At 72.5% G+C, this 22,883-nt stretch carries 22 protein-coding genes and 1 other RNA gene; 15 read left to right on the plus strand and 8 right to left on the minus strand.

The genetic code is table 11. The features are described from left to right. Positions 1-2: 2 nt before the first annotated feature. Genes EDF51_RS01610 through EDF51_RS01620 form a run of 3 tightly spaced genes read right to left on the minus strand, consistent with a single transcriptional unit; the run spans position 3 to position 3,068 of the window. Entirely contained in the window at positions 3-1,040 is a 1,038-nt protein-coding gene (locus EDF51_RS01610) for an ABC transporter substrate-binding protein (protein ID WP_134193650.1), read from the minus strand. A gap of 52 nt (positions 1,041-1,092) precedes the next feature. Next, positions 1,093-1,866, minus strand: a complete 774-nt coding sequence (locus EDF51_RS01615) for an amino acid ABC transporter ATP-binding protein (RefSeq protein ID WP_166673476.1) — start codon at positions 1,864-1,866, stop codon at positions 1,093-1,095. Continuing rightward, positions 1,866-3,068, minus strand: coding sequence for an amino acid ABC transporter permease (locus tag EDF51_RS01620; protein WP_243837059.1), 1,203 nt, complete (start codon positions 3,066-3,068; stop codon positions 1,866-1,868). Before EDF51_RS01620 ends, EDF51_RS01615 begins: the two co-directional genes overlap by 1 nt. Before the next feature lie 146 nt (positions 3,069-3,214). Here EDF51_RS01620 and EDF51_RS01625 point away from each other — a divergent pair, with 146 nt between their 5' ends. The 4 genes from EDF51_RS01625 (at position 3,215) to EDF51_RS01640 (ending at position 7,487) form a co-directional block, all read left to right on the plus strand. Next, positions 3,215-3,451 (plus strand): DUF4287 domain-containing protein, encoded by a 237-nt coding sequence (locus EDF51_RS01625; RefSeq protein WP_208321809.1) that lies wholly within the window; start codon positions 3,215-3,217, stop codon positions 3,449-3,451. Positions 3,452-3,500: 49 nt separating this feature from the next. Next, positions 3,501-4,469: a hypothetical protein gene (locus EDF51_RS01630; protein ID WP_134193656.1), complete on the plus strand. Its 969-nt coding sequence runs from the start codon at positions 3,501-3,503 to the stop codon at positions 4,467-4,469. Between the two features lie 76 nt (positions 4,470-4,545). Then, positions 4,546-5,940: an alpha/beta hydrolase gene (locus tag EDF51_RS01635; protein WP_134193658.1), complete on the plus strand. Its 1,395-nt coding sequence runs from the start codon at positions 4,546-4,548 to the stop codon at positions 5,938-5,940. Beyond that, on the plus strand, positions 5,937-7,487 hold the full coding sequence (locus EDF51_RS01640) for a GMC family oxidoreductase (RefSeq protein ID WP_123938197.1): 1,551 nt from the start codon (positions 5,937-5,939) through the stop codon (positions 7,485-7,487). Before EDF51_RS01635 ends, EDF51_RS01640 begins: the two co-directional genes overlap by 4 nt. A gap of 80 nt (positions 7,488-7,567) precedes the next feature. Here EDF51_RS01640 and EDF51_RS01645 read toward each other — a convergent pair whose 3' ends face one another. Together EDF51_RS01645 and EDF51_RS01650 are read right to left on the minus strand one after the other, a co-directional pair. Beyond that, on the minus strand, positions 7,568-8,134 hold the full coding sequence (locus tag EDF51_RS01645) for a GIY-YIG nuclease family protein (RefSeq protein ID WP_134193660.1): 567 nt from the start codon (positions 8,132-8,134) through the stop codon (positions 7,568-7,570). Positions 8,135-8,468: 334 nt separating this feature from the next. Beyond that, positions 8,469-9,314: a siderophore-interacting protein gene (locus EDF51_RS01650; protein ID WP_134193662.1), complete on the minus strand. Its 846-nt coding sequence runs from the start codon at positions 9,312-9,314 to the stop codon at positions 8,469-8,471. Between the two features lie 58 nt (positions 9,315-9,372). Here EDF51_RS01650 and EDF51_RS01655 point away from each other — a divergent pair, with 58 nt between their 5' ends. The 11 genes from EDF51_RS01655 (at position 9,373) to EDF51_RS01705 (ending at position 20,204) form a co-directional block, all read left to right on the plus strand. Further along, positions 9,373-10,056 (plus strand): biliverdin-producing heme oxygenase, encoded by a 684-nt coding sequence (locus tag EDF51_RS01655; protein ID WP_131878766.1) that lies wholly within the window; start codon positions 9,373-9,375, stop codon positions 10,054-10,056. Beyond that, positions 10,053-10,346, plus strand: coding sequence for a DUF2470 domain-containing protein (locus EDF51_RS01660; protein WP_200849248.1), 294 nt, complete (start codon positions 10,053-10,055; stop codon positions 10,344-10,346). Before EDF51_RS01655 ends, EDF51_RS01660 begins: the two co-directional genes overlap by 4 nt. Before the next feature lie 286 nt (positions 10,347-10,632). Next, complete coding sequence (locus EDF51_RS01665; RefSeq protein WP_134193664.1) at positions 10,633-13,290, plus strand: phosphoenolpyruvate carboxylase; 2,658 nt, start codon at positions 10,633-10,635, stop codon at positions 13,288-13,290. 305 nt (positions 13,291-13,595) lie between these two features. Then, the gene (locus tag EDF51_RS01670) at positions 13,596-14,804 is read left to right on the plus strand and encodes a multidrug effflux MFS transporter (RefSeq protein WP_243837060.1); all 1,209 of its coding nucleotides are present in this window, start codon (positions 13,596-13,598) and stop codon (positions 14,802-14,804) included. A 60-nt stretch (positions 14,805-14,864) separates the two neighbouring features. After that, positions 14,865-15,200: an STAS domain-containing protein gene (locus EDF51_RS01675; RefSeq protein ID WP_123292661.1), complete on the plus strand. Its 336-nt coding sequence runs from the start codon at positions 14,865-14,867 to the stop codon at positions 15,198-15,200. Continuing rightward, positions 15,200-15,613 carry an ATP-binding protein gene (locus EDF51_RS01680; protein WP_131846151.1) on the plus strand — a complete coding sequence of 138 codons (414 nt, stop codon included), beginning with the start codon at positions 15,200-15,202 and terminating at the stop codon, positions 15,611-15,613. The genes EDF51_RS01675 and EDF51_RS01680 overlap by 1 nt, the downstream gene beginning before the upstream one ends. A 113-nt stretch (positions 15,614-15,726) precedes the next feature. Continuing rightward, positions 15,727-16,686, plus strand: a complete 960-nt coding sequence (locus EDF51_RS01685) for an AraC family transcriptional regulator (RefSeq protein WP_123938190.1) — start codon at positions 15,727-15,729, stop codon at positions 16,684-16,686. A 29-nt stretch (positions 16,687-16,715) separates the two neighbouring features. Then, positions 16,716-17,342 carry an alpha/beta hydrolase gene (locus EDF51_RS01690; protein WP_134193668.1) on the plus strand — a complete coding sequence of 209 codons (627 nt, stop codon included), beginning with the start codon at positions 16,716-16,718 and terminating at the stop codon, positions 17,340-17,342. A 119-nt stretch (positions 17,343-17,461) separates the two neighbouring features. Then, on the plus strand, positions 17,462-18,550 hold the full coding sequence (locus EDF51_RS01695) for a hypothetical protein (RefSeq protein WP_134193670.1): 1,089 nt from the start codon (positions 17,462-17,464) through the stop codon (positions 18,548-18,550). Positions 18,551-18,621: 71 nt separating this feature from the next. Further along, positions 18,622-19,467, plus strand: a complete 846-nt coding sequence (locus EDF51_RS01700) for a Nif3-like dinuclear metal center hexameric protein (protein WP_131920338.1) — start codon at positions 18,622-18,624, stop codon at positions 19,465-19,467. A gap of 2 nt (positions 19,468-19,469) precedes the next feature. Next, a complete protein-coding gene (locus EDF51_RS01705) occupies positions 19,470-20,204 on the plus strand; it encodes a hypothetical protein (RefSeq protein WP_123340505.1) in 735 nt (244 codons plus the stop codon). 297 nt (positions 20,205-20,501) lie between these two features. On the opposite strand, the gene rnpB is transcribed toward EDF51_RS01705, so the two are convergent. The 3 genes from rnpB to map form a co-directional block, all read right to left on the minus strand. Further along, positions 20,502-20,862, minus strand: an RNA gene (rnpB, locus tag EDF51_RS01710) — RNase P RNA component class A. A 258-nt stretch (positions 20,863-21,120) separates the two neighbouring features. After that, complete coding sequence (ppgK, locus tag EDF51_RS01715) at positions 21,121-21,870, minus strand: polyphosphate--glucose phosphotransferase (protein ID WP_111087008.1); 750 nt, start codon at positions 21,868-21,870, stop codon at positions 21,121-21,123. Positions 21,871-21,928: 58 nt separating this feature from the next. Next, the gene (map, locus tag EDF51_RS01720) at positions 21,929-22,792 is read right to left on the minus strand and encodes a type I methionyl aminopeptidase (protein ID WP_123292854.1); all 864 of its coding nucleotides are present in this window, start codon (positions 22,790-22,792) and stop codon (positions 21,929-21,931) included. Between the last annotated feature and the right edge of the window lie 91 nt (positions 22,793-22,883).

Raw genomic sequence — 22,883 nt, forward strand, 5'->3', positions numbered from 1 at the left:
GCTCAGCTCGCGTCGAGCGGCAGCCCCTCGGGGTTGACCTCGGAGTGCTCCACGGCCTCGTTCGACAGGTTGTACGACTTGAGCCACTTCGCGTACGTGCCGTCGTCGATCAGCTCGTCGATGGCGTCCGCGATGGGCTCGGCGAGCCCGCTGTCCTTCTTCGTCGTCGCCGCGATCAGCCCCTGCAGGTCCCCGCCCGCGCCGGAGAACGTGCCGGCCGTCTTCGTGGGGTTCGCGCCGTCCGCGCTCAACGTGTTCTGGTAGGCGACCGTCGGGTTCGGCCCGAAGTAGGCGTCGATCTTGCCGGAGTCGAGCGCCAGCTTCACGGCGTTGCCGTCCGGGTAGTACTTGATCGTGATCGTCTTGCCCTGCTTCGCGAGGTCGGCCTTCCAGCCGAGCAGGATGAGCTCCTGGTTGGTGCCGGAACTGACGGCGACGGTCTTGCCGGCGAGCACGGACGGGTCGCCGTCGAACGTCAACGAGGAGTCCTCCGGTACCTGCAGCGCGAGGTTGTCCTGGCGGTACGAGGCGAAGTCGTACTTCTCCTTGCGCTGCTCGGTCACCGTGATGTTCGAGAACCCGGCGTCGTACTTGCCGCCGTCGATCCCGACGAACAGGTTGTCCCACGTGGCGTTCTGCACCTGGGCCTGGAGGCCGAGCTTCGCGGCGACGAGCCTGCCGAGGTCGGGCTCGGAGCCGGTCAGCGTCTTCTGGTCGTCGCCGGTGAACGCGAGCGGCGGGAACCCGGCCGGCAGCGCACCGATGCCGACGACGAGCTTGCCGGACTTCTTGATCGACGCGGGGAGTTCGTCGTGCAGCTTCTCGTCCGCGTCGACGGTGACCTTCGTCTCGGTGGCGGCACCGTTCGACGCGGCGCCGATCGTTACCGTGCCGTCGGACGCGCCGGAGCCAGCGCCGGAGCCAGAGCCGGAGCCGGCCGTCGCCGACGTGGCGCACCCGGCGAGGGCGACGACGACTCCGGTGGCGAGGACGAGGGCGCCGGCGCGGTTCCGCCAGCGTGCGGGGGTGGTGGGGGACATGGTTCTCCTGGGATCGGGTGGAAAGGGAAGAAGGAACGTCGAGGGGACGGCGTCAGCGGACGCGGGACAGGAAGTCCCGCGTGCGAGCGTGCTGCGGATCGTCGAGCACCTGGGCGGGGGAGCCTTGCTCGACGACGTGGCCGTGGTCGAGGAACACGACGTGGTCGGCGACCTCGCGGGCGAAGGCGATCTCGTGGGTGACGATGACGAGCGTGGTGCCCGTGTCCGCCAACTCCCGGATGACGCCGAGCACCTCGCCGACGAGCTCCGGGTCGAGCGCCGAGGTCGGTTCGTCGAGCAGGACGACCGACGGTTCGAGCGCCAGTGCCCGCGCGATGGCCACGCGCTGCTGCTGCCCGCCGGAGAGCTGCCGCGGCCGGGTGTCGCCACGGTCGCCGAGTCCGACGCGCTCGAGCAGGGCCGCCGCACGGGCGTGCGCCACGGCACGGGGGACCCCGGCGGCGATGGGGCCCTCGGCCACGTTCTCGAGCGCGGTCAGGTGCGGGAACAGGTTGAAGTGCTGGAACACGAACCCGATCCGTGATCGCTGCCGCAGGATCAGGCGCTCGGGCAGTTCCTTGTAGCGGGGGACCCCGTCGCGCCCGGTCCGGAGCCGGACGCCGATCGTCTCGCCGCCGACCGTGACGACGCCGCGGTCGAGCGGTTCGAGGTGGTTGATCGCGCGCAGCAGCGTGGACTTGCCGGACCCGGAGGGGCCGAGCACCACGGTGACGCTCCCGGACGGCAACGACAGGTCGACGCCGTCGACGACGACCGTGTCGCCGAACGCCTTGACGGCTCCGTGGATGCTGATCGCTGCGCTCATCAGATGGTCCTGTCGTCGATGGTGGAAGCGGGGCCGGACGCGACCCCGCGCGCAGCGGAGGCTGCCTGCCGGGGGCGATCCGGGCCTCCAGGCCGTCCCGGCCCACGTCCGGAACCGCGACGCACGGCGGCCCGCACCCGCTGGAACGGCGTGGGCGGCAACGCCCGGACCGAGCCGCGGGCGGTCCAGCGCTCGACGTAGTACTGCACGACCGACACCGCGCTGGTGAGCGCGAGGTACCAGAGCGTCGCGACCACGAGCAGCGGGATGATGTCGGTCGGGTAGGTGCTGGACAGGTTCTGCACCACCCCGAACAGGTCGAGCAGCGACACGTAGAACAGCAGCGACGACGCCTTGAGCAGCCCGACGACCTGGTTCACGAACGCCGGCACGATCGACCGCAGTGCCTGCGGCAGGATCACCCGCACGAACTGGCGACGTCGGGGGAGTCCGAGGGCCTGCGCGGCCTCGTGCTGGCCGTGGTCGACGGCGAGCACACCGGCGCGGACGATCTCGGAGGCGTAGGCGATCTCACTCAGGCTCAGGCCGATCACACCGATGGCCAGGTCGCCGAGGACGTTGGCCGTGGTGACCTCGACCTGCGGCCCGAACGGGATCCCGATGCCGATCGTCGGGTACAGCGACGCGAGGTTGTACAGGAAGACGAGGACGAGGATGAGCGGCACGGAGCGGAACAGCCAGACGTAGCCCCACGCCAACCCGGACAGCACCGGGTTGCGCGAGAGCCGGGCGATCGCGACGACGATGCCGCCGGTGAAGCTGATGACCGCACTGAGCGCCGTCGCGACGAGTGTGAGCTGCAGGCCGGTCAGGATCGCCGGGCTGAACAGCCACTTCCCGACGGCCGGCCAGCCCCACGACTCGTTCGTGAACAGTGTCTCCACGAAGTTCAAGAGCACGACCAGCACGACGGCCGCGGCGATCCAGCGCAGCGGGTGCCGCAGCGGGAGGACGGGTCGGTCGAGCGCGGCGCGTCCGGCAGCATCCACGGACGTGGCGGTCGTGGCGGTCGCGTCGGTCGCGTCGGTCGCGTCGGTCGCGTCGGTCGCGACGGTCGGCCGGGAGGCCCGTGGTGCGCCCGCCTCGCGCGTCGCGTCGTCGACGCCGGTCGCGTCGACCCCGTCGGTGCCGGCGACGGCGCTGGTCGCGTCGCGGGGCAGTCCCGTTCTGGTGTCGGTCATGTCGCGACCGTAGAAGGGTCGCGGTGCCTGGACAACGCACCGTGAAACACACCGCTACGGGGCGGAACGCTGCGTCACAGTCGCCGCGCGCATGACGTTCCGTGACGCCGGGTGCGCAGTACTGTTCTGCCACGACAGCGCACCGCGTGACCGCTCCAGCGCCCCCGGCGGACGGCAGCACGGCGAAGGGGCCGGCGTCGTACTTCCCGAGCATCGAGCAGACGTACGGTCGCCCGGTCCAGGAGTGGCTCGACCTGGTCGCCGAGCAGCTCGACGAGCACCCGCACATGCAGGTCGTCGCCTGGCTGAAGACCGAGCACGGGCTCGGCCACGGCCACGCGAACGCGCTCGTCGCGTACGCGAAGCAGGCCCTCGCGGGCTGAGTGCACCCCGGTTTTCCGCAGTGTCGGTGGCGGTGCCTAGCGTGTGGACGTGGCCGAACCCGTCGACGCGTGGTGGCGCCGCCGACAGTGGTCGCGCGGCGAGGCGGTGCCGTACGCCGTCGGGCAGTTCCGCGCCGACTGGGCGCCGTACCCGGTGCTCATCCGGCAGTACCACCCGGACTGGAACCACGGCGTCGTCCTGACCCAGGTCCCGCCGGCGGCCGAGGTCCTGCTGACGTGGGAGTGCGACGTCGGCCACGTCTTCGTCGCCACGCCGTCCGAACAGCGCTCCCGGCCGGGTCGTGAACGCCGACGCTCGGTGTGGTGCCCGGAGTGCGCGGTGCAGGCGCAACCCCAGCGCTGGCCGGTCCTGCCGTCCGACTGGCCGTCGCAGGTGCCGGTCCCGCAGCGGGTGGTCCGGGCCACCGGTCGCCAGACCCTGCCGGCCGCGCCCTCCCGCGGGACCCCGGCCGGTGCTGTCGCCTCGAGCCGCACCCGCGCACGTCGACCGGCGCCGGGCACGCCGCGACGTCCGAGTCAGCCGGTGCCCCGCACGATCTGCCCGAAGACCCCGCGGCTGCCCTCGGGCGAGTCCTTCACGAGCGTCTGCGCCCCGGCGACGGCGTCCGCGGTCGAGGCCGAGCTGCGCGCGGCGCTGTCCGACCGGTTCGCGCTCACCTACGACCACTCCGCGATCCGCCTCGACCGGCCGTTCTTCGACCACGTCGAGGTCTGGCCGGACATCATCCTGCCCGAGCTGCGCGTCGCGATCGAGTACGACTCGACCGGTCGCCACGGCCTCGAGCACGTCGGCCCGCGGCAGGACACCGACCGCAGGAAGGACCGCGCCGTCCGCGCCGTCGGCTGGGAGGTCGTGCGCATCCGCACCGGACGCCTGCCGGCGCTCGGGCCGTACGACCTGCAGGTGTCCGGCATCTCCGGCCGGACCGTCGACCGGCTCGCCGACACCCTGCGGGAGATCCGCGGCGACCTCTTCGTGGACGCGTACGCACGGTGAGCGATCGGGGGACAAGACCGGCCGACGGGGTACACCCCGCCTGGGTCCTCCGCGGAGCGACCGGTAGGCAAGAGGAGTGACCCCTGCGTTCTGCCTCCACGCGTTGGGGGCGAGCTCCGAGGAGTTCGCCCTGCTCCGCCGCGCCCTGATCCGCGACGACCTCGAACTCATCGGGATCGACCTGCCCGGCTTCGGCCGCAGCCCGGCGTCGTCCGGCACGACCGTCGAGGAGATGGCCGTGCTCGTCGAGCGCGCGATCGGCGCCAGTGGCGCGAGCGAGTGGGTACTGGTCGGTCACTCCATGGGGGGCAAGGTCGCCACGGTCGTCGCCGACCGCACGATGTCCGGCGCGAACGGCCTGTTCGGGTTGCGCGCCGTGGTGCTGCTCGCGGCCTCGCCGCTGGTGCCCGAACCGATGGACGACGACCGCCGCGCCGCGATGCTCTCCTGGGCGGCGGACGGCCCGATCAGCGCGGCGCACGCCGCCGAGTTCGTCGACGCGAACACCGCGTCCACCCTGGCGCCCGAGCGACACACGACGGCCGTGCAGGACGTCGAGCGCGCCGATCCCGGTGCGTGGACGGCGTGGCTCACACGCGGCAGCCGCGAGGACTGGTCCGACGCGGCCCCGAACCCCGTGCCGGCTCTCGTGCTCGCCGGTGCCGAGGACGGCGATCTGGACGCCGAGGCACAGCGGCGCCTGACGCTGCCGCACTGGCCCGACTCGGAGCTCCACGTCGTCGAGGGTGCTGCCCACCTGCTGCCGTGGGAGCAGCCCGAGGCGGTGGCGGACCGAATCCGCGACTTCTGGACCCGCCGGTTCACCGGGGCGCCCGTCGTGCCCGTCGAGCAGGCACGGGTGATCGCCTCGCCGCGGGTCAGCGCGCGCATGCGCTCCCTGTTGGCGGCCCGGGCGCTGCCCGACGACCCGACCGCCGAACCGCGAGCGCTCACTGCTCGGCAACTCGACACCCTCCGTGCGATCGCGCGCATCGTCGTGCCGCAGCCTGGCGACGGTCAGGTGGACCTCGCCCTGCGCGTCGACGACCAGCTCGCCGCGGGGCTCGGTGACGGATGGCGGGTCGACGGCATGCCCACCGACCTCGAGGCGTACCGGGCAGCGCTCGACGTGCTCGCCGGGCCGGCGGCGGACGGCGCGCTCGACAGAGCCCTGCAGGACGTGGCCGCCGGTCGGTACGGCGCCGACGGTGTGCTCGACGCCGTGATGGATGCAGCACAGCTGCGCGCTTGGTACGAGGACGCCAGCGTCGACCTCGTGAAGCACTGGCTCGCGCACCCCGCGACGATGGCGGCCATCGATTTCGACGGCTTCGCGAACGGGGGCGATGGCGTCCGCAAGCAGGGCTTCCAGTTGCTCGCCGCCGACCAGCGCGAGGCCTGGGAGCCACCGGCACCCGACCGTCGCGACGACACGCACGACGACACCACGACGACGGAAGCAGCACGATGAGACTCGACGGACAGCGCACCTACGGCACGGACGACGTCGTCGACGTGGTGGTCGTCGGCACCGGAGCCGGCGGAGCGCCCCTGCTGGCCTCCCTGGCCCGACGTGGCCTGCGGGTCGTCGCCCTCGAGGCCGGTCGCAACACCGAGCCGGGCGAGCACGTGCCCGACGAGGTCGCCGCCCCCGGGGACATCAACTGGATGGACGAGCGGCTGAGCGGCGGCGGCGCACCGACGGCGTTCGGCCCGAACAACAGCGGCACCGGAGTCGGTGGTTCGACGCTGCACTGGGGCGCGTTCACCCCGCGTCCGAGCACGCACGACCTGTCGCTGCGCTCCGCGTCCGGTGTCGGCGAGGACTGGCCGATCAGCCACGCCGAGCTCACCGGGTGGATCGAGCAGGTCGAACACGACGTCGGGGTCGCTGGCCCCGAGCACTACCCGTGGGACCCGTCGCGCCGCTACCGGATGCGTCCGCCGGCGCGCAACGCCTCGTCGGACATGATGATGCGCGGGGCGGCGGCCGCCGGCATCACCGCGACCGACGCCCCCGTCGGGCTGACCACCGAGGACCGCCACCAGGAGCACCACGGCCTGCGGCACGCCTGCGTCTCCTGCGGCTCGTGCCACCAGGGCTGCCGCAACGGCGCGAAGGTCTCGATGGACACCACCTACCTGCCCGCCGCGGTGGCGTTCGGCGCCGAGATCCGGCCGGACTCCTTCGTGCACGGTATCGAGCTCGATGCTTCCGGCGAGGTCAGCGCCGTGCTGTACACCCACGACGGCCGCGAACACCGGCAGCGCTGCCGGGCCCTCGTGCTCGCCGCCGGCGGCATCGAGACCCCGCGCCTGCTGCTGCACACCGGGCTCGCGAACAGCAACGGCCAGGTCGGTCGGAACTTCACCGCGCACGGCGCCACCCAGGTCTGGGCACGGTTCGACGAGTCGATGCGCTCCTACCGCGGCTACCCGTCGTCGATCATCACCGAGGACTTCGTCCGCCCCGCCGACGCGGACTTCGCCGGCGGGTACCTGATCCAGAGCCTCGGCGTGCAGCCGCAGACCTTCGCCAACACGCTCATCCGGGGCGGTGGCCTGCGCGGCGCGGAGCTCGTGCGGGCGCTGCAGGACTACCCGCACTCCGCGGGCGTCGGCATCAACGCCGAGTGCCTGCCGTACGACGACAACAGGCTGGTCCTCGCGGACGAGGTCGACGAGCACGGCGTGCCACGAGCCCGCGTCTCGTTCACCCCGGGCGCGAACGAGGACGCGATCCGCCGCCACGCCGTCCGCACCATGACGACCATCGTCGAGGCCGCCGGCGGCAAGGACGTCCGGGTCCTCGAGCGCACCGCACACACCATCGGCACGGCCCGCATGGGCGCGGACCGCGAGACCTCGGTCGTCGACCCGGACGGCCGCTCGTGGGACGTCCCGAACCTGTGGATCGCCGACAACTCGGTGTTCCCGAGCGCCGTCATCGCGAACCCGGCGCTGACGATCATGGCGCTGTCCCTGCGCACCGCCGACCGGATGCTCCGCGCGGCCTGACCGGCGTGGGCGGGCCGCCGACGTGGGCGGGCTGCCGACGTGGGCGGGCCGCAGGCGCGGACGCGCTCCGGCCCGCTCGGTCAGCCGCGCAGGGCGAGTGCCTCGCTCGTCCACCGGGCGTGCAGGTCCCACGGGTCGTCCACCCCGGCGGCGACGGCGTCGACGTGCGCGAGCAGCTCCGGTGTCGCCCGGAACCACTCGGTGCCGGGGTACCGGGTGGCCGCGAACCGCGCGTGCCGCCGACGTTCGAGTGACCGGTCGCCCCGCTCGAACGCCAGGAGGTCCTGGTGCGGGATCGCGGCCAGCCGCTGCCTCGGGTTCATCGTCGTGCCGATCTTCACCCGGTCGCCGAAGTCGTCGCGCATCCGCAGGTAGTACACGACGTCGACCCGCGGGGGAGCGAGGTCGCCATCGGGCACGTCGCCCCACCGCCACTCGCACCGTGCGCAGACGAACGCCGTCGGGAACCGCACCCCGACACGGGATCCGCACACTGAGCACGGGCCCGGCAGGGTGTCCTCGACGCCGACGTGCTCGGCCGCGAACTCGGTCACCAGCGTGACGTGCGTCGCGCACAGTGGCACGCCCGCGAGCGCGTCCGCAGCGGGACCCGCGCAACCCGGCACGCAGCACGACGAGGTGACCATGCCCGGAACGCTAGCCGGACCCACCGACGTGCCCCGAGCCTCCCGGCCACCCGCGCACCCGTGCCGGACCGGTGCGTACCTGCCAGAAACGGGCGTACCTGGTCGGTTGGAACGACCAGATACGCCCGTTTCCGCTTCCCACCGCAGCCGCTCTGGGAAGGACCGGGCGTACCTGCCGGAACCGGGCGTACCTACCGGGACCGGGGCGCGCCCGAGCCGGACCGGTGCGTACCTGCCGAAACCGGGCGTACCTGGTCGGTTGGAACGACCAGGTACGCCCGTTTCCGCTTCCCACCGCAACCGCTCTGGGACGAACCGTGCAGGCCGAGACCCGTCAGTCGGTGAAGATCACGCCGACCGGCTCGCGCTTCTCCTCTTGGAACTGGTCCTCACCACGGCCGAGCGCCCAGTAGGCCGACAGCGACATCTCGCGCTTCTCGAGCCCCCAGTCGTCCTGCAGCAGCCGACGGATCGCCTTCATCGCGGTCCGCTCGCCGTGTGCGAACACCTGGACCGGCCGGGAGGCACGGGGCAGCGCCCGGGCCGCGTCCAGCAGGAGCGTGCCCGGCTGGGCGCCGGTGGCGTCGCGGTGCAGCCACCGCAGGTCGACCCCGGCCGGGTGCGCGATCTCCTGCTCGTCGGCAGGGCCGGCGACCTCGACCAGGGCGACGCCCGTGGCCGTGTCGGACATCGACTCCAGCGCGGCGCCGATGGCCGGCAGGGCGCTGTCGTCGCCGAGCAGGACGTGGGTGACGTCGGGGTCGTCGACGGGCGCGTAGCCACCGCCGGGACCGGACAGCGCGAGCTTGTCGCCGGGCTGCGCCGCTGCGGCCCAGGGCCCGGCGAGCCCGTCGTCGCCGTGCACGACGAAGTCGACGGCGATCGTCTTCGCGGAGTGGTCGACAGCCCGCACCGTGTAGGTCCGGCGTGCCGGTCGGTCCTGCTTCGGCAGCGTCTCGCGCAGTTCCTCGAGGTCGTACGGGGGCTCGAGGCCGAGCGACGGCTTGGCGAGCAGGAGCTTGACGTACTTGTCGGTGGCGGCCAGCTTGTCCGGGTCGGCTGTGCCCACGAAGTCGTCGAAGGCCGGGCCACCGAGGTGGACGCGCACCATGTGGGGCGACAGTCGCTCGGTGCGAGCGACGACGAAGACGTGCTGGGGGCGTTTGGGCTTGGAGCTCATCGGTACGAGCGTCCTCTCTCCTGCTTGACGTTTGTCGAACTAAGGTTAGCCTTACCTCATGGACACGACCGTCATCCCGTTCTCCGAGCTGCTGCGCAAGCGCACGCGTCGCTCGCACGGTTCCTCGGCCGGGAACGGCTTCATGCACGACCTGCTCGGCGGGAAGTGCGACGTCGCCGACTACGCGGCGTTGCTCGGACAGTACTCGTTCGTCTACGACGCCCTCGAACGTGCGGCCGAGCGGATGGCGGACCACCCGGTGGCGGCGCCGTTCGTCACCTCGCAGCTGACCCGGATGCCGGCGATCCGCGCCGACCTCGAGTACCTGATCGGCCCGGACTGGTCCGAGCTGGTCTGCCCGCTCCCCGCCACGACGGCGTACGTGCGGCGGCTCAACGAGGTCGCGGCCGAGTGGCCGGGCGGCTTCGTCGCGCACCACTACACGCGGTACCTCGGTGATCTGTCCGGCGGGCAGATGATCGGGCGGATGCTCTCCGACCAGTTCGGCTTCGACACGAACGGCGTCCTGTTCTACATCTTCGACCAGGTCGCGGACCCGAGTGCCTTCAAGGACACCTACCGTGCGCAGCTCGACGCGGCGCCGTGGACGGCCGACGAGCAGGAGCGGGTCATCGCCGAGGTCGAACTGGCGTACTCGCTCAACAACGGCCTGCTCGAGGGGCTCGACGCCCGGCGTCGCCCGGTGACCGACGGGGCCGGCGACGTGGCGGTGACCGCGTGACCGAGCCGTTCGACGACGAGGCGCGCCGAGCGATCCTCCGACACATGAACGCCGACCACGCGGTCGACAACCTGGCGATCGTCCGCGCGAACGGGGCCGCGACCGCCGTGGCAGCGACGATGACCGAGATCGACGCGATCGCCGGTGTCTGGCTCGCCCGGCTCGACGACGGCGACGAGGAACAGGTCATCGTGCCCTGGACGTCGCCGCTGACCGACCGCCGCTCGGCGCGGGTGCAGATCGTCGAGGTCCACTCCGCCGCGCAGGCCCAGCTCGCCGAACCGAGCTGAACCGAGCCGAACGGCGCTGAACCGCGCTGAACCGCGCTGAACCGAGCCGATCCGCGCCGACCACAGACCCGCCGGGATCGCGGACCGCGTCGCAACTGCAGGGGTGCTCCCGCGACGCGTCGCGATCCCGGCGTCCCCCCTCCCTGCATGCCTGCGCTGAGCGCGCGTCCGCGTTCCGGGCGCCCTGCCCGCTGGTCCGTCCGGACGGTCGACGTCACGGGTGGCCGCGGGCCGATACGCTGCTCGGAGCCGGGACGGTGTTCCCGGACGACCCCGAAAGGACCCCATGACGGCGATCGACGGATCGGCGCGCCATGAGCGCGCTCGGGACGACGTCAGCGGCGCGGTCGACAGTGACCTGCGCGCCGACGTGCGCTACCTCGGCAACCTGCTCGGCCGGGTGCTGCGCGAGAACGGTGGCGACGAGCTGCTGCGTGACGTGGAGTCGCTGCGTGCGGCCGTGATCGACGCCTACGAGGGCGACCACGCCGAGGGTGCTGCCCGCGCGCAGACCCTCGTGTCCGCGATGTCGGCCGAGCGCGCCGAAGCGGTGGCGCAGGCCTTCACGACGTACTTCCACCTCACGAACCTGGCCGAGGAGCACCACCGCGTGCGGGTGCTTCGGCAGCGCGGCGACGACGGCGGCCTGGCCGGCGACTCGTTCCCGGCGACCTACGCGGAACTCGTGGCCGAGGTCGGCGAGGCCGAGGCGGCCGAGCGACTCCGGACGCTGCGGTTCCACCCGGTGCTGACCGCACACCCGACCGAGGCCCGCCGTCGTGCGGTCACCACGGGCGTGCGTCGCATCACGGACCTCATCGACGAGCGCGACCGCTCGAAGAACGCCACGGCACGTGCCGAGAACGAGCGACGGCTGCTCGAGGAGATCACGACGCTCCTGCGCACCTCGCCGCTCCGCACGACCCGCCCGACCCCGCTCGACGAGGTCCGGACCGCCATGAGCGTCTTCGACCAGACGCTGTTCGAGATCGTCCCGCAGGTGTACCGCCTGCTCGACGACCGGCTGCAGGGCGACGACGCCGGGCGCGCACCGGTGACGGCGCCCGCGTTCGTGCGGTTCGGCACCTGGATCGGTGGCGACCGCGACGGCAACCCGCACGTGACCGCCGACATCACGCGCCAGGCTGCGGAGATCGCGGCCGAGCACATCCTGATCGGGCTCACCCGTGCCACCACCCGCATCGGCAGCGCCCTGACCCTCGACGCGAGCGACACCCCGGCCGACGCCGGGCTCACCGCGCTCGTGGCGGCGCAGGAGTCACTCGACCCGGGCATCGCCGAGCGCATCGGCGTCCGCGCCCCGAACGAGACGCACCGTCGCGCGCTCCTGTTCACCGCCGCGCGCATCGACGCCACCCGCCAGGGCACGACGCCGCTCGCGTACGACGGCCCGGACGCCCTGCTCGCCGACCTCCGCACGATCCAGGCGTCGCTCGTCGCCGCCGGTGCGATCCGGCCGGCGAACGGTGAGCTGCAGAACCTCATCTGGCAGGTCGAGACCTTCGGGTTCCACCTGGCCGAGCTCGAGGTCCGGCAGCACTCGCAGGTGCACCGCACGGCCCTGGCGGAGATCCGGGCCGGCGGCGCGCTGAGCGAGACCACCGAAGAGGTCCTCGCGGTCTTCCGGACCATCGCCGACCTGCAGGACCGCTACGGGGTCCGTGCCGCCAGCCGGTACATCGTGTCCTTCACGCAGTCGGCGGCGGACCTGGCGAACGTGCACGAGCTCGCCGTCGCAGCACTCGGCTCGCCCGAGGCCGCGCCGGTGCTCGACGTCATCCCGCTGTTCGAGACCTTCGCCGACCTGCACGCCAGCGTCGACATCCTCGACGAGGCCGTCCGCACCGAGACGTTCCAGCGTCGCCTGGTCGCGACCGGCCGTCGGCTCGAGGTCATGCTCGGCTACTCGGACTCGTCGAAGGACGTCGGTCCGGTCTCCGCGAACCTGGCGCTCTACGACGCCCAGGCGCGCATCGCCGACTGGGCGCGGGACAACGACGTCGAGCTCACCCTCTTCCACGGCCGCGGCGGTTCGCTCGGCCGCGGCGGCGGGCCGGCCAACGAGGCCGTCCTCGCGCAGCCGCCGGGATCGATCGACGGTCGCCTGAAGCTCACCGAGCAGGGCGAGGTCATCTTCGCGCAGTACGGCGACCAGGACATCGCGGCCCGTCACCTCGAGCAGATGGCCTCGGCCACCCTGTTCGCGTCGTTGCCGTCCAACGAGGCGCGCACGGCCGCTGCGGCCACCCGGTTCGCCGACCTCGCGCAGCAGCTGGACGACGTCTCGCGCGTCGCGTTCTACGACCTGGTCAAGGCGGACGGGTTTGCTCCGTGGTTCGCACGGGTCACCCCGATGGAGGAGATCGGTCTGCTCCCGCTCGGCTCCCGCCCGGCCCGCCGCGGGCTGTCGGTCGAGTCGCTCGAGGACCTCCGGGCGATCCCGTGGGTGTTCTCGTGGACCCAGGCGCGGATCAACCTGGCCGGTTGGTACGGGCTCGGCTCCGCGCTCGAGGCGGTCGGTGACGTCGACGTCCTGCGTGCCGCCTACGCCGAGTGGCCGCTGTTCGGCGCGATGATCAAGAACGTCGAGATGTCGCTCGCGAAGACCGACGAGCACATCGCCCGCCGGTACCTCGAGCTCGCGGACCGCGACGACCTCGCCGCCAAGGTGCTCGACGAGATGACGCGGACCCGTGACTGGGTGCTCCGGATCTCGGGTGGCAGCGACGTGCTCGAGGACCGTCCGGTCCTGGCCCGGGCCGTGCGCCTGCGCAGCCCCTACGTCGACGCCCTGTCGCACCTGCAGCTCCGCGCGCTCCGGTCCATCCGGACGACGGGCAGCACCGACCCGACGGACGCCGACCACCGTCTGCTCCTGCTCACCGTGAACGGGATCGCCGCCGGCCTGCAGAACACCGGCTGACGCCGGCAGCCCCGCACCGCCGAGTGGTCACGAACCGTCGGCTCCGTTGTCGCCGCGCGACGGTTCGCGACCACTGGGCGGACGTGAGCGGCGCGCCGTGACCGCTCGCGGTGGCGGACGGGAGGCCCGTGGCGGCGCTGTCCCGGGCCTCCCGTCCGGCGCCGCGCACGTCCAGGGCTGCACCGCCGAGCGGTCACGCGACGTCGGCTGCCCGGTCGCCGCGCGACGGTTAGTGACCACTCGGCGGACGTGAGCTGCGCGCAGACCGCCGTCGAATCGATTCGGGTGCGCGTAGCGTGTCGGTCGTGACGACGGAGCGCACCCGGAAGCCGACCACGACCACCCTGCCGCCGATCGTGCCGCTGGCCCTGATCGTCGGGGTGTCGCCGTTCGCCACCGACATGTACATCCCTGCGCTGCCGCAGATCGCCCGCGACCTCGGCACGACCCCCGGTGCCGTGCAGCTGTCGCTCACGGCGTTCCTCGTCGCCTTCGCGGTCGGGCAGTTGCTCGTCGGACCCGTCAGCGACGGGGTCGGTCGGCGGCCGATGCTCGTCGTCGGCACCGCGGTGTTCGCGCTCGCCTCGGTCGGGTGCGCCCTCGCGCCGGACGTCGTCACGCTCGTCCTCGCCCGCATCGCCCAGGGGCTCGGCGGGGCGGCCGGAGCGGTCGCCGGCCGGGCGATGGTGTCGGACGTGGCGAGCGGGACGCGGATGGCGAAGGTCTTCGGCACGCTCGCCGCGATCAACGCCATCGGCCCCGTCGTGGCACCGCTGGCCGGAGGCGCCGTGCTGACGTTCGGCACGTGGCGGATCATGTTCGTCGTGCTCGCGGTGCTCGGCGCGCTGTTCTTCGCGATGGTGGTGCTGCGGTTCCGCGAGACCCTGCCGCCGGAGCGACGCGGGGGCGTGGGCTTCGCCGCGAACGGTCGACGCATCCGCGAACTGCTGGCGATCCCGCGGTTCCGGGCCTACGTGCTGAGCGGGGTGCTGTCCACCGTGGGGTTCTTCGCGTACATCGCGACCAGCTCGTTCGTGTTCCAGACCCAGTTCGGCTTCTCCGAGGGCATGTACACGCTGGTCTTCGCCACGAACGCCTCGATGATGATCGTCACCACGCTGGTGTTCGGCCGGGTCGTCGGACGGTTCTCCGAGGACTCCCTGCTCACCGTCGGACTGCTCGTCGGCACCGCGGGCGCGGCGGCGGTCCTCGTCTCGGCGCTGCTCGACCTCGGTCCGGTGCCGGTCTGGTGCGCCCTCGCGGTCGTCACGGGTGCGTGGGGCTTCGTGCTGCCCGCGGCGATGACCCGGACGCAGCACGTCGGGGCGGCGCACCCGGGGACGGCCGCGGCCCTGCAGGGCGGCCTGACGTTCGGGATCGGCGGCCTCGGGACACCGCTCGCCGGCGCGCTCGGCGGGACCGCGCTGGCGATGGGCGGGGTCATGGCAGCGCTCATGGCCGTAGCCGTCGTGGTGCAGGTCACCGCGACGCGTCGGGACCGCAGCGGGACCTGACGCGGCGGAGCCGGTAGGTTGCTGGTTGCAAGGCGCACCGATCAGAGGAGACCACCCGGCATGGACATCGTCGTACACGAAGCGCAGCCCGACACCGCGGTACTCGAGTGCAGCGGGCGCCTCAACATGGTGTCCGCCCCCGAGTTCCGCGAGGCGGTCGCGAAGGTCGTCGACAACGGACGTGCCCGCGTCGTGGTCGAGCTCTCCGGTGTCGAGTTCATGGACTCGTCCGGGCTCGGCGCGCTGGTCGGCAGCCTGAAGACCGCGCGGCAGGCGGGCGGCGACCTCCGCATCGCAGCGCCGTCCGAGCAGGTGCAGATGGTCCTGCAGCTCTCCAACATCGACAAGATCCTCCGCACGTACCCCGACGGGGACGCTGCGGTCACCGACTGGTGATGACCGCCTCGGCCGCCGAGCACACGCTCGCGTTGTCGTGCCCGCCGGACGACGTGTCCGCCGTGCACGAGTTCCTGGCGGGCGTGTGGCAGCACGAACCCTCGGTCTCCGTCGAGGACCGGATGGCCCTCGAGCTCGCGATCGTCGAACTCACCTCGAACGTGATCGAGCACGGGACACGCCCGGAGGGCGTCTCCTGCCGTCTGCGCCTCGAGATCGGAGCGGACCGGTTCGCCGCACTGCTCTCCGATGACGGCGTTGCCGCCACCGTGGACACCGAGTCGGCCGAGTTGCCCGACGGACTCGCCGAGAGCGGTCGCGGACTCGCCCTGGTCCGGATGGTCGTGGACGACCTGCGGTACGAGCGGGTCGCCGACGAGAACCGGTGGACGGTCCTGCGCGCCCGTCACTGACCGCCACCACGCGACCCGTCGCTTCGTCCGTCTCGCGCACTCCGTGGGCCACAATCCGCAAGGTGCCGCGGGGGATTCCCGGGGTTCCTGGCCGCCGTGTCACGATTCGCGCGATGACAGCCGAACCGGATCCCAGGATCAGCTTCGAGACGTCGGGGGCCGATCTCGACGCTGCCGTGCACATGTACGAGGACGCCTACGCCAGTGTGGGCTTCACCGCGACCCGCACGGAGCGTCCGTTCGCGTACCGTTTCCGCGTCGTCGGCGACGACGTGATGTCGTTCCGGTCGACCCGGTTCGACGCGCGGATGCAGGGTGAGCTGGACGTCCGCGACGAGTACGTCGTCATGTGGATCACGGACGGCGGCGGGCGCGTCGACATCGGCCGGCAAGAGGTCGCGTTCACGCCCGCCACCCCGATGATGTTCCCGACCGGCCGTCCCTTCGCCTTCGACCTGAAGGACGTCCGGCAGAGCCTGGTGCAGTTCGACCGCACCGCCCTGGAGCGCGTCGCGGCCGAGGTCCACGGTGCGCAGCCGGGCCCACTTGTCTTCGACCACACGGCGACGCCGCGCACGGCCGACCTGCGGGGCTGGAACGTGCAGGTCCAGCGTGCCGCGGCGGTCGTGCTCGGTCGGGCGTCGGTCAGTTCGCTCGCCCTGGCCGAGGTCGCACGGGACACCGCCCAGTCCCTGCTCCGGACCTTCCCGCACAAGCTGCTGGCCCCGGACGTCCCCCTGCCGCAGGGCGCCACGGGCCGTGTCCGCGAGGCCGTCGAGTACATGCACGCCTTCGCGCACACGCCGATCTCGACCACCGACGTCGCCGAGCACGTCGGGCTGAGCGTCCGCGGCCTGCAGCAGGCGTTCCAGCGGCAGGTCGGCACGGCCCCGAACGCGATGCTCCGCGGGATCCGTCTCGACCGGGTGCGCGAGGAGCTCCGCCGTGCGTCGACGGGCGACCTGACCGTGGCGAGCGTGGCGATGCGGTGGGGCTTCGCGCACCTCGGTCGGTTCTCGGCGGCGTACGCAGCGCGCTTCTCCGAGTACCCGCGCGACACCCTGCAGCGCTAGGTCCGTCCGGGGTTCGCTACGCTGCCCGGGTGAGCAGACCTCGACCGTGGGTGATCGTGCCCGGGATCTGGAACTCCGACGCGGAGCACTGGCAGTCCCAGTGGCAGCGGGAGCGCGGCGACGACGCCGTCCGCATCGCACCGGCGTCCTGGGGTGAGCCGGACCCGGGGGACTGGCGAGACGCCATTTCCCGCGCGGTCGCGTCGTGCGCCGAATCGCCGGTGCTCGTCGCGCACAGCCTGGGCGTGCTCGCCGTCGCCGACTGGCTCGCCGCCGCAGCCCCCGCCGCCGCAGACGCCGCAGACGCCGCCGCCGCAGACGCCGTAGACGCCGCGGGCGCCGCCGGTCCCGCCGTCGCCGGCGCCTTCCTCGTCGCGCCGCCGGACCCCTCGGCACCGGGCTTCCCCGCGGCCGCCTCCGGGTTCGCCGTGCCCCGCCCGATCCCGGCCGGCACCGCAGCGGCCCGCGTTCCGACCCGCCTGGTGGTGAGCGACGACGACCCGTACTGCACTGCCGACCGTGCTCTGGCGTTCGCGGAGACGATGGGGGCCGCGGTACTCCGGGTCGGCCCGCTCGGCCACGTCAACGTCGCCAGCGGTGTCGGCGCCTGGCCCGCCGGTCGGGAGCTCCTCGGCGCGTTCGAGCAGACGCTCTGACCCAACCCCCCGGGGCGACGGGCGACACGCCGTTCACGTTCGGGGCGATATGGCAGGGATTGCTGCGACACACCGCGGATGTCCCGAGTTTCGGCGCGCGCGATATTTATTCTTCGGACATGGAGACCCAGTCCGGTGCACGCACCCCCCTCGTCGACCCGTTCGGTCGCGAGGTCGAGGAGTGGCTCCGCGACGCCCCGGCGACGCGCACGCCGTACGTGGCGGACCTCGTGGTCCCGCCCGTCACCGGCCCTGTGCAGCGCCCCGGCGCCGTGGCCGACGCCACCGCTGTCCAGACGCCGGACGCCACCGCTGTCCAGACGCCGGACGCCAGCACCGCGGCTGCAGCAGTCGCAGCGCCCGAAGCCAGCACCGCGCCTGAAGCCAGCACCGCGCCCGCAGCTCCCGCGTTCCGCCGCGACCGCGCCCGGCACGCCGCCGTCTGCGCACCGTCGTTCCCCGAACCGCCGGAGCGCCTCGCCCTGCGCATCGAGGACCTCGCGATCCAGGTCTCGTCGTCCACCGGTCGCAGCACCATCGAGCGGATCGTCCTGCTCGAGGACGAGGTCCGTCGCCGCGACGAGGACCTCGCCCGCCTCGCCGCCTGGGAGGCCACCGTCGACGGCGCGGACGACCCGGAGGTCACCGCAGCCCGCGCCTTCGCCCAGACCGTCTTCGCGGACCTGCTCGAGGACGCCGCCGCCGAGTCGGACCGTCGCGACCGTGCAGCCGCCCGCCGTGCCGCGACCGCTCCGGTCGCCGTCGTGACCGGCGTCGCCCCCGCTCCCGCGGTGGCCGTGGTCCGCCCCGCACCGGCGGCAGCAGCCGCACCGGCAGCCGACGTCGTCACGGCGACCCCGGCCGTGGCGCTGGTCGCCCCGGAACGCGACGAGCCCGTGCGACCGGTGCTGGGCCTCCCGGCCGTGTCGCCGGTGTCCGCGAACACGCGACCCACGCCGCTCGTCCAGCCCGCCACCGGGCCGACGGTCATCGACCGTGCCGCGTTCGCGGCCGCTCTCACCGCTCACCAGGGCACGACCGCGAGCACGCCCGTCGTGTTGCCGAACGTGATCGCCGTGCCCGTCGTCGCGACGGCCGCACCGGCGAGAGTCGACACCGACACCGAAACCGGTACCGACGAGCCGGCCCGGCCCGGCTGGTGGTCGCGACTCGTCGCCGGCCTGCTCCGTGCGCTCGGTCGCCGCTGACCGGGAGGCCCGGATCACCCCGCGCGGACCGGCTGCCGGTGCCGACGCGGTCGCCTCGGTAGACTGACCGGATGCCGACGCTCCGCGAACTCCAGGCCGTGATCGAAGACCTGTGGCCCGCCGCAGGAGCCGAGTCGTGGGACGCCGTCGGGCTGGTCGCCGGGGACCCGGACGCCACCGTCGAGCACGTCCACCTGGCCGTCGACGCCGTCCCCGCGACCGCACGTGAAGCGGTCGAGCTCGGTGCCGGGCTCCTCCTCACGCACCACCCGTTGCTGCTGCGCGGCGTCACGACGATCGCCGAGTCGACGTACAAGGGCAGCGTCCTCGCGACCCTCGTGCGCGGTGGCAGCGCCCTGATCGCGGCCCACACCAACGCCGACGTCGTCACCACGGGGACCTCGGCCGTGCTCGCCGACCGGATCGGCCTGACCGACCAGCGACCGCTCGACGCCGGAGCCGACCCCGCGACGGGCATCGGCCGCGTCGGGGTCCTCGCCGAGGGCACGACCCTCGGCGCCCTGGCACGGAAGCTCGTCGACCTGCTGCCACCGACCGCGACCGGGGTCCGGGTGTCCGGCGACTTCGACCAGCCCGTCCGCACCGTGGCACTGTGCGCCGGCGCGGGGGACTCGTTGCTCGGCCACCCGGCCGTCCTCGCTGCCGACGTGTACATCACGAGCGACCTCCGCCACCACCCGGCGTCCGAGTTCCGCGAGCAGGCACTGCTCGGCGGCGGTCCCGCCCTCATCGACACCTCGCACTGGGCCACCGAGTGGCTCTGGCTCGACGTCGCGGCCGCGCAACTGCGCCAGGCCGCAGGCGTCCGGGTCACCGTGAGCGACCTCCGCACCGACCCGTGGGACTTCGCCGTCCTGCCGGCGGCCGAACCCACCACCCCCACTGAAGGAGTCTGACCATGAAGGCAGCACCCGAGGACCAGGTCATCCTCCTCGACGTCCAACGACTCGACAACGACGTCACCCGCATCGCGCACCGCATCACGTCGCTGCAGAAGGGCGACCAGCTCACCGGACTCGGCACCAAGGCCGCCGGACTGCGCAGCGAACTCGTCGCCGCGACCGGCCTGGTCGAGGACGCCGAACGCGAACTCGCCCGCCTCGAGTCCGACACCGCCACCGCGCAGGCCCGCGTCGAACGCGACACCACGATGCTGCAGAACGTGTCGAACTCGAAGGACGCGACCGGCCTGCAGAACGAGCTCGAGTCGCTGCAGCGCCGCATCGGTGGCCTCGAGACCGCCGAGCTCGAGGTCATGGAGAACCTCGACGGGCTCCGCGCCCGGGTCGGCGACATCGAGGCGCAGCTCGCCGACGTCGAAGCCGCCCGCTCCGGCTTGGTCGCCGAGCGTGACGCCGAGATCGCGCGGCTCTCGTCTGACCGTGCCTCTGCCGAGCAGGCCCGGGCCGACGTCGCCGCGAAGGTGCCGGCCGAGCTGCTCGCGCTCTACGACCGGCAGCGTGCTCGCTACGGCTTCGGGGCGTCGCTGCTGCAGGGTGGGGTGTCGACGGCGTCGGGCGTGGCGCTGAACAACTCGGACCTGCAGGACATCCGCCGGGCCGCGCCGGACGACGTGGTGCTGTGCCCGGACAGCGACGCGATCCTGGTGCGCACGGCCGAGTCCGGTCTGTAGGCGCTCGCACGCTGCCGACGGCAGGCGCGGTGCCAGCTGGCACCGCGCCCCCCGTCTGTCGCCTGGTGCGAGCTTGCACGCTCGGTGCGAGCTTGTTGCGGCGCACGGAGTGGTTAACCTCGCACGGGTTCGCGAACGTCGCACCGTGCCGGTCTGTCGGCGCAGGCGCGGGCTCGGGGTGTGGCGGTGCACGGTGCGGGGTCTCTCGCCTGGTGCGAGCTTGCACGCTCGGTGCGGCGTTGTTGCGGCGCACGGAGTGGTCAACCTCGCACGGGATCGCGAGCGCTGCAAGTGGGGCGAATGGGCCGGCCGTACGCCGGGTTCTGTCCCGCCGCTTGCACGGCGGTGACGGCCATCTCTCTCGGACCGACGTTGCCGTCGGCCTCCAGCGGTCTACCCGAGGACTCGGCGAGCAGCCTCAGCGTCCTCTGTCTGACCTTGCTCCGGGCGAGGTTTACCGAGCGGATCCGGTCACCCGGACCCCTGGTGGTCTCTTACACCACCGTTTCACCCTTACCGACGTTGCCGCCGGCGGTCTGCTTTCTGTGGCACTGTCTCGCGGATTGCTCCGGGTGGGTGTTACCCACCGCCCTGCTCTGTGGAGCCCGGACGTTCCTCGGCACTCCCGGGGGAGTGACGCGACCGTCTCACCGACCCATTCGCAGGTCCGAGTCTACCGGCCCCGCGTCCCTGCCCGCCCCCACCCGCGCCCGTGTCCGTTCCCGTGCCCCGAGGTTCCGAAATCTCGGCATGTCGGCGCGCACGAGGGGGCTCCGTCGAACCTCGGCGCACCGCAGACGGCGAGTCGTGGAACCTCGGCGCCAGCGGCCGGGCGCGTCGAACCGCACCGAACACCTCCCGCGCCGCACGGTGCAGGCCAGTGCAGGTCCGACCGTCCGACCGTCCGACCGCCGGGTCAGGCGCTCCGGGCAGCCAGGGTCGCGGCGCCGATGATGCCGGCGTTGTTGCGCAGCGTCGCGGGGATGATCTCCGCCTGCAGGTCGAGCAGCGGCAGGAACTCCTCGTACTGCTTCGACACGCCGCCACCGACGACGAAGAGCTCGGGGGAGAGCAGGGCCTCGAGCGTCGAGTAGTAGGTCTGCAGGCGCTTCGCCCAGTGCTTCCACGACAGGTCGTCGCGCTCCTTGGCAGCGAAGGACGCGCGCGACTCGGCGTCGTGCCCGTCGATCTCCAGGTGTCCGAGCTCCGAGTTCACGATGAGCACGCCGTCGTTGATGAGCGCGCTGCCGATCCCGGTGCCCAGCGTCGTGACGATCACCAGGCCGTCCTTGCCCTTCGCCGCGCCGAACTGCTGCTCGGCGAACCCGGCGGCGTCGGCGTCGTTGACGAAGTGGATCGCGCGGCCGAGCTCCTTCTCGAACAGCGCTTCGGCCTCGAAGCCGATCCACTTCTTCGAGACGTTCGCGGCCGACATGGTCTTGCCGTCCCGCACGATCGCGGGGAAGCACACGCCGACGGGGACGTCGGCCGCGGGTGCGAGTTCGTCGAGGATCGAGGCGACGACGGCGGTGATGTCGTGGGGCTTCCCGCCTTCCGGGGTGGCCTTCTTGATGCGGTCCGTGGTCAGTTCACCGGACGCGACGTCGACGATCGCGCCCTTGATGCCCGTACCACCGATGTCGACGCCGACTGCGAGGGAGGTCATGAGGTTGTCGTGCCTTTCGGTTGCCTGCCGGAGTGCCCGGTCAGGAAGGGGTGTCCGGTCAGGAGACGGTGAGGAGCTCCGCGCCGCGTTCGGTGACGACGAGGGTGTGCTCGAACTGTGCGGTCCACGACTTGTCGCGCGTCGAGACCGTCCAGTCGTCGGACCAGATGTCGGCCTCGATCCCGCCGAGGGTCAACATGGGCTCGATGGTGAACACCATGCCCTGCTCGATGACGTCGTCGTACTGCGGCGCGTCGTAGTGCGGGATGATCAGGCCGGAGTGGAAGGCACGACCGACGCCGTGGCCGGTGTAGTCGCGGACGACTCCGTAGCCGAAGCGCTTCGCGTACGCCTCGATGGCGCGGCCGATGACGTTCACCTGCCGGCCGGGGGCGACGGCCTTGATGCCGCGTCGGAGCGCCTCTTCGGTCCGCGTCACCAGGTCCGACACCTCCTGCGACGCCTGCCCGACGATGAACGTGCGGTTCGTGTCGCCGTGCATCCCGTCCTTGTAGGCGGTGATGTCGATGTTGACGAGGTCGCCCTCCTGCAGGACGGTGTCGTCCGGGATGCCGTGGCAGATGACCTCGTTGAGGCTCGAGCACAGTGACTTCGGGTACCCGCGGTACCCGAGCGTCGACGGGTAGGCGCCGTGTGCGACGACGAAATCGTGGCCGATGCGGTCGAGTTCGTCGGTGGTCACGCCGGGACGGATCGCCGCGCCGACGGCGTCGATGGCCTGGGACGCGATGCGGCCGGCGGTGCGGATGCGCTCGACCTCGTCGGGGGAGTACGTGTCACCGAGGCCGTGCTCGTGCGGTTCGACCTTGCCGACGTACTCCGGGCGTTCGATGTCCTTCGGGACGGTCCGGAGCGGGGAGACGCGGCCGGCGGTCAGGTGTCCGTGTTCGTCCCGGGGCATGCCGACCACTCTAGCCGCGGCGCGACGCGCCGAGCGCAACCGCCCCACGGTGCGGCCCGACGGGGTGGGCGTGACCGTCTGGAGGCCCGGC

The sequence above is a fragment of the Curtobacterium sp. PhB25 genome, assembly GCF_004365375.1.
Lineage (GTDB): Bacteria > Actinomycetota > Actinomycetes > Actinomycetales > Microbacteriaceae > Curtobacterium.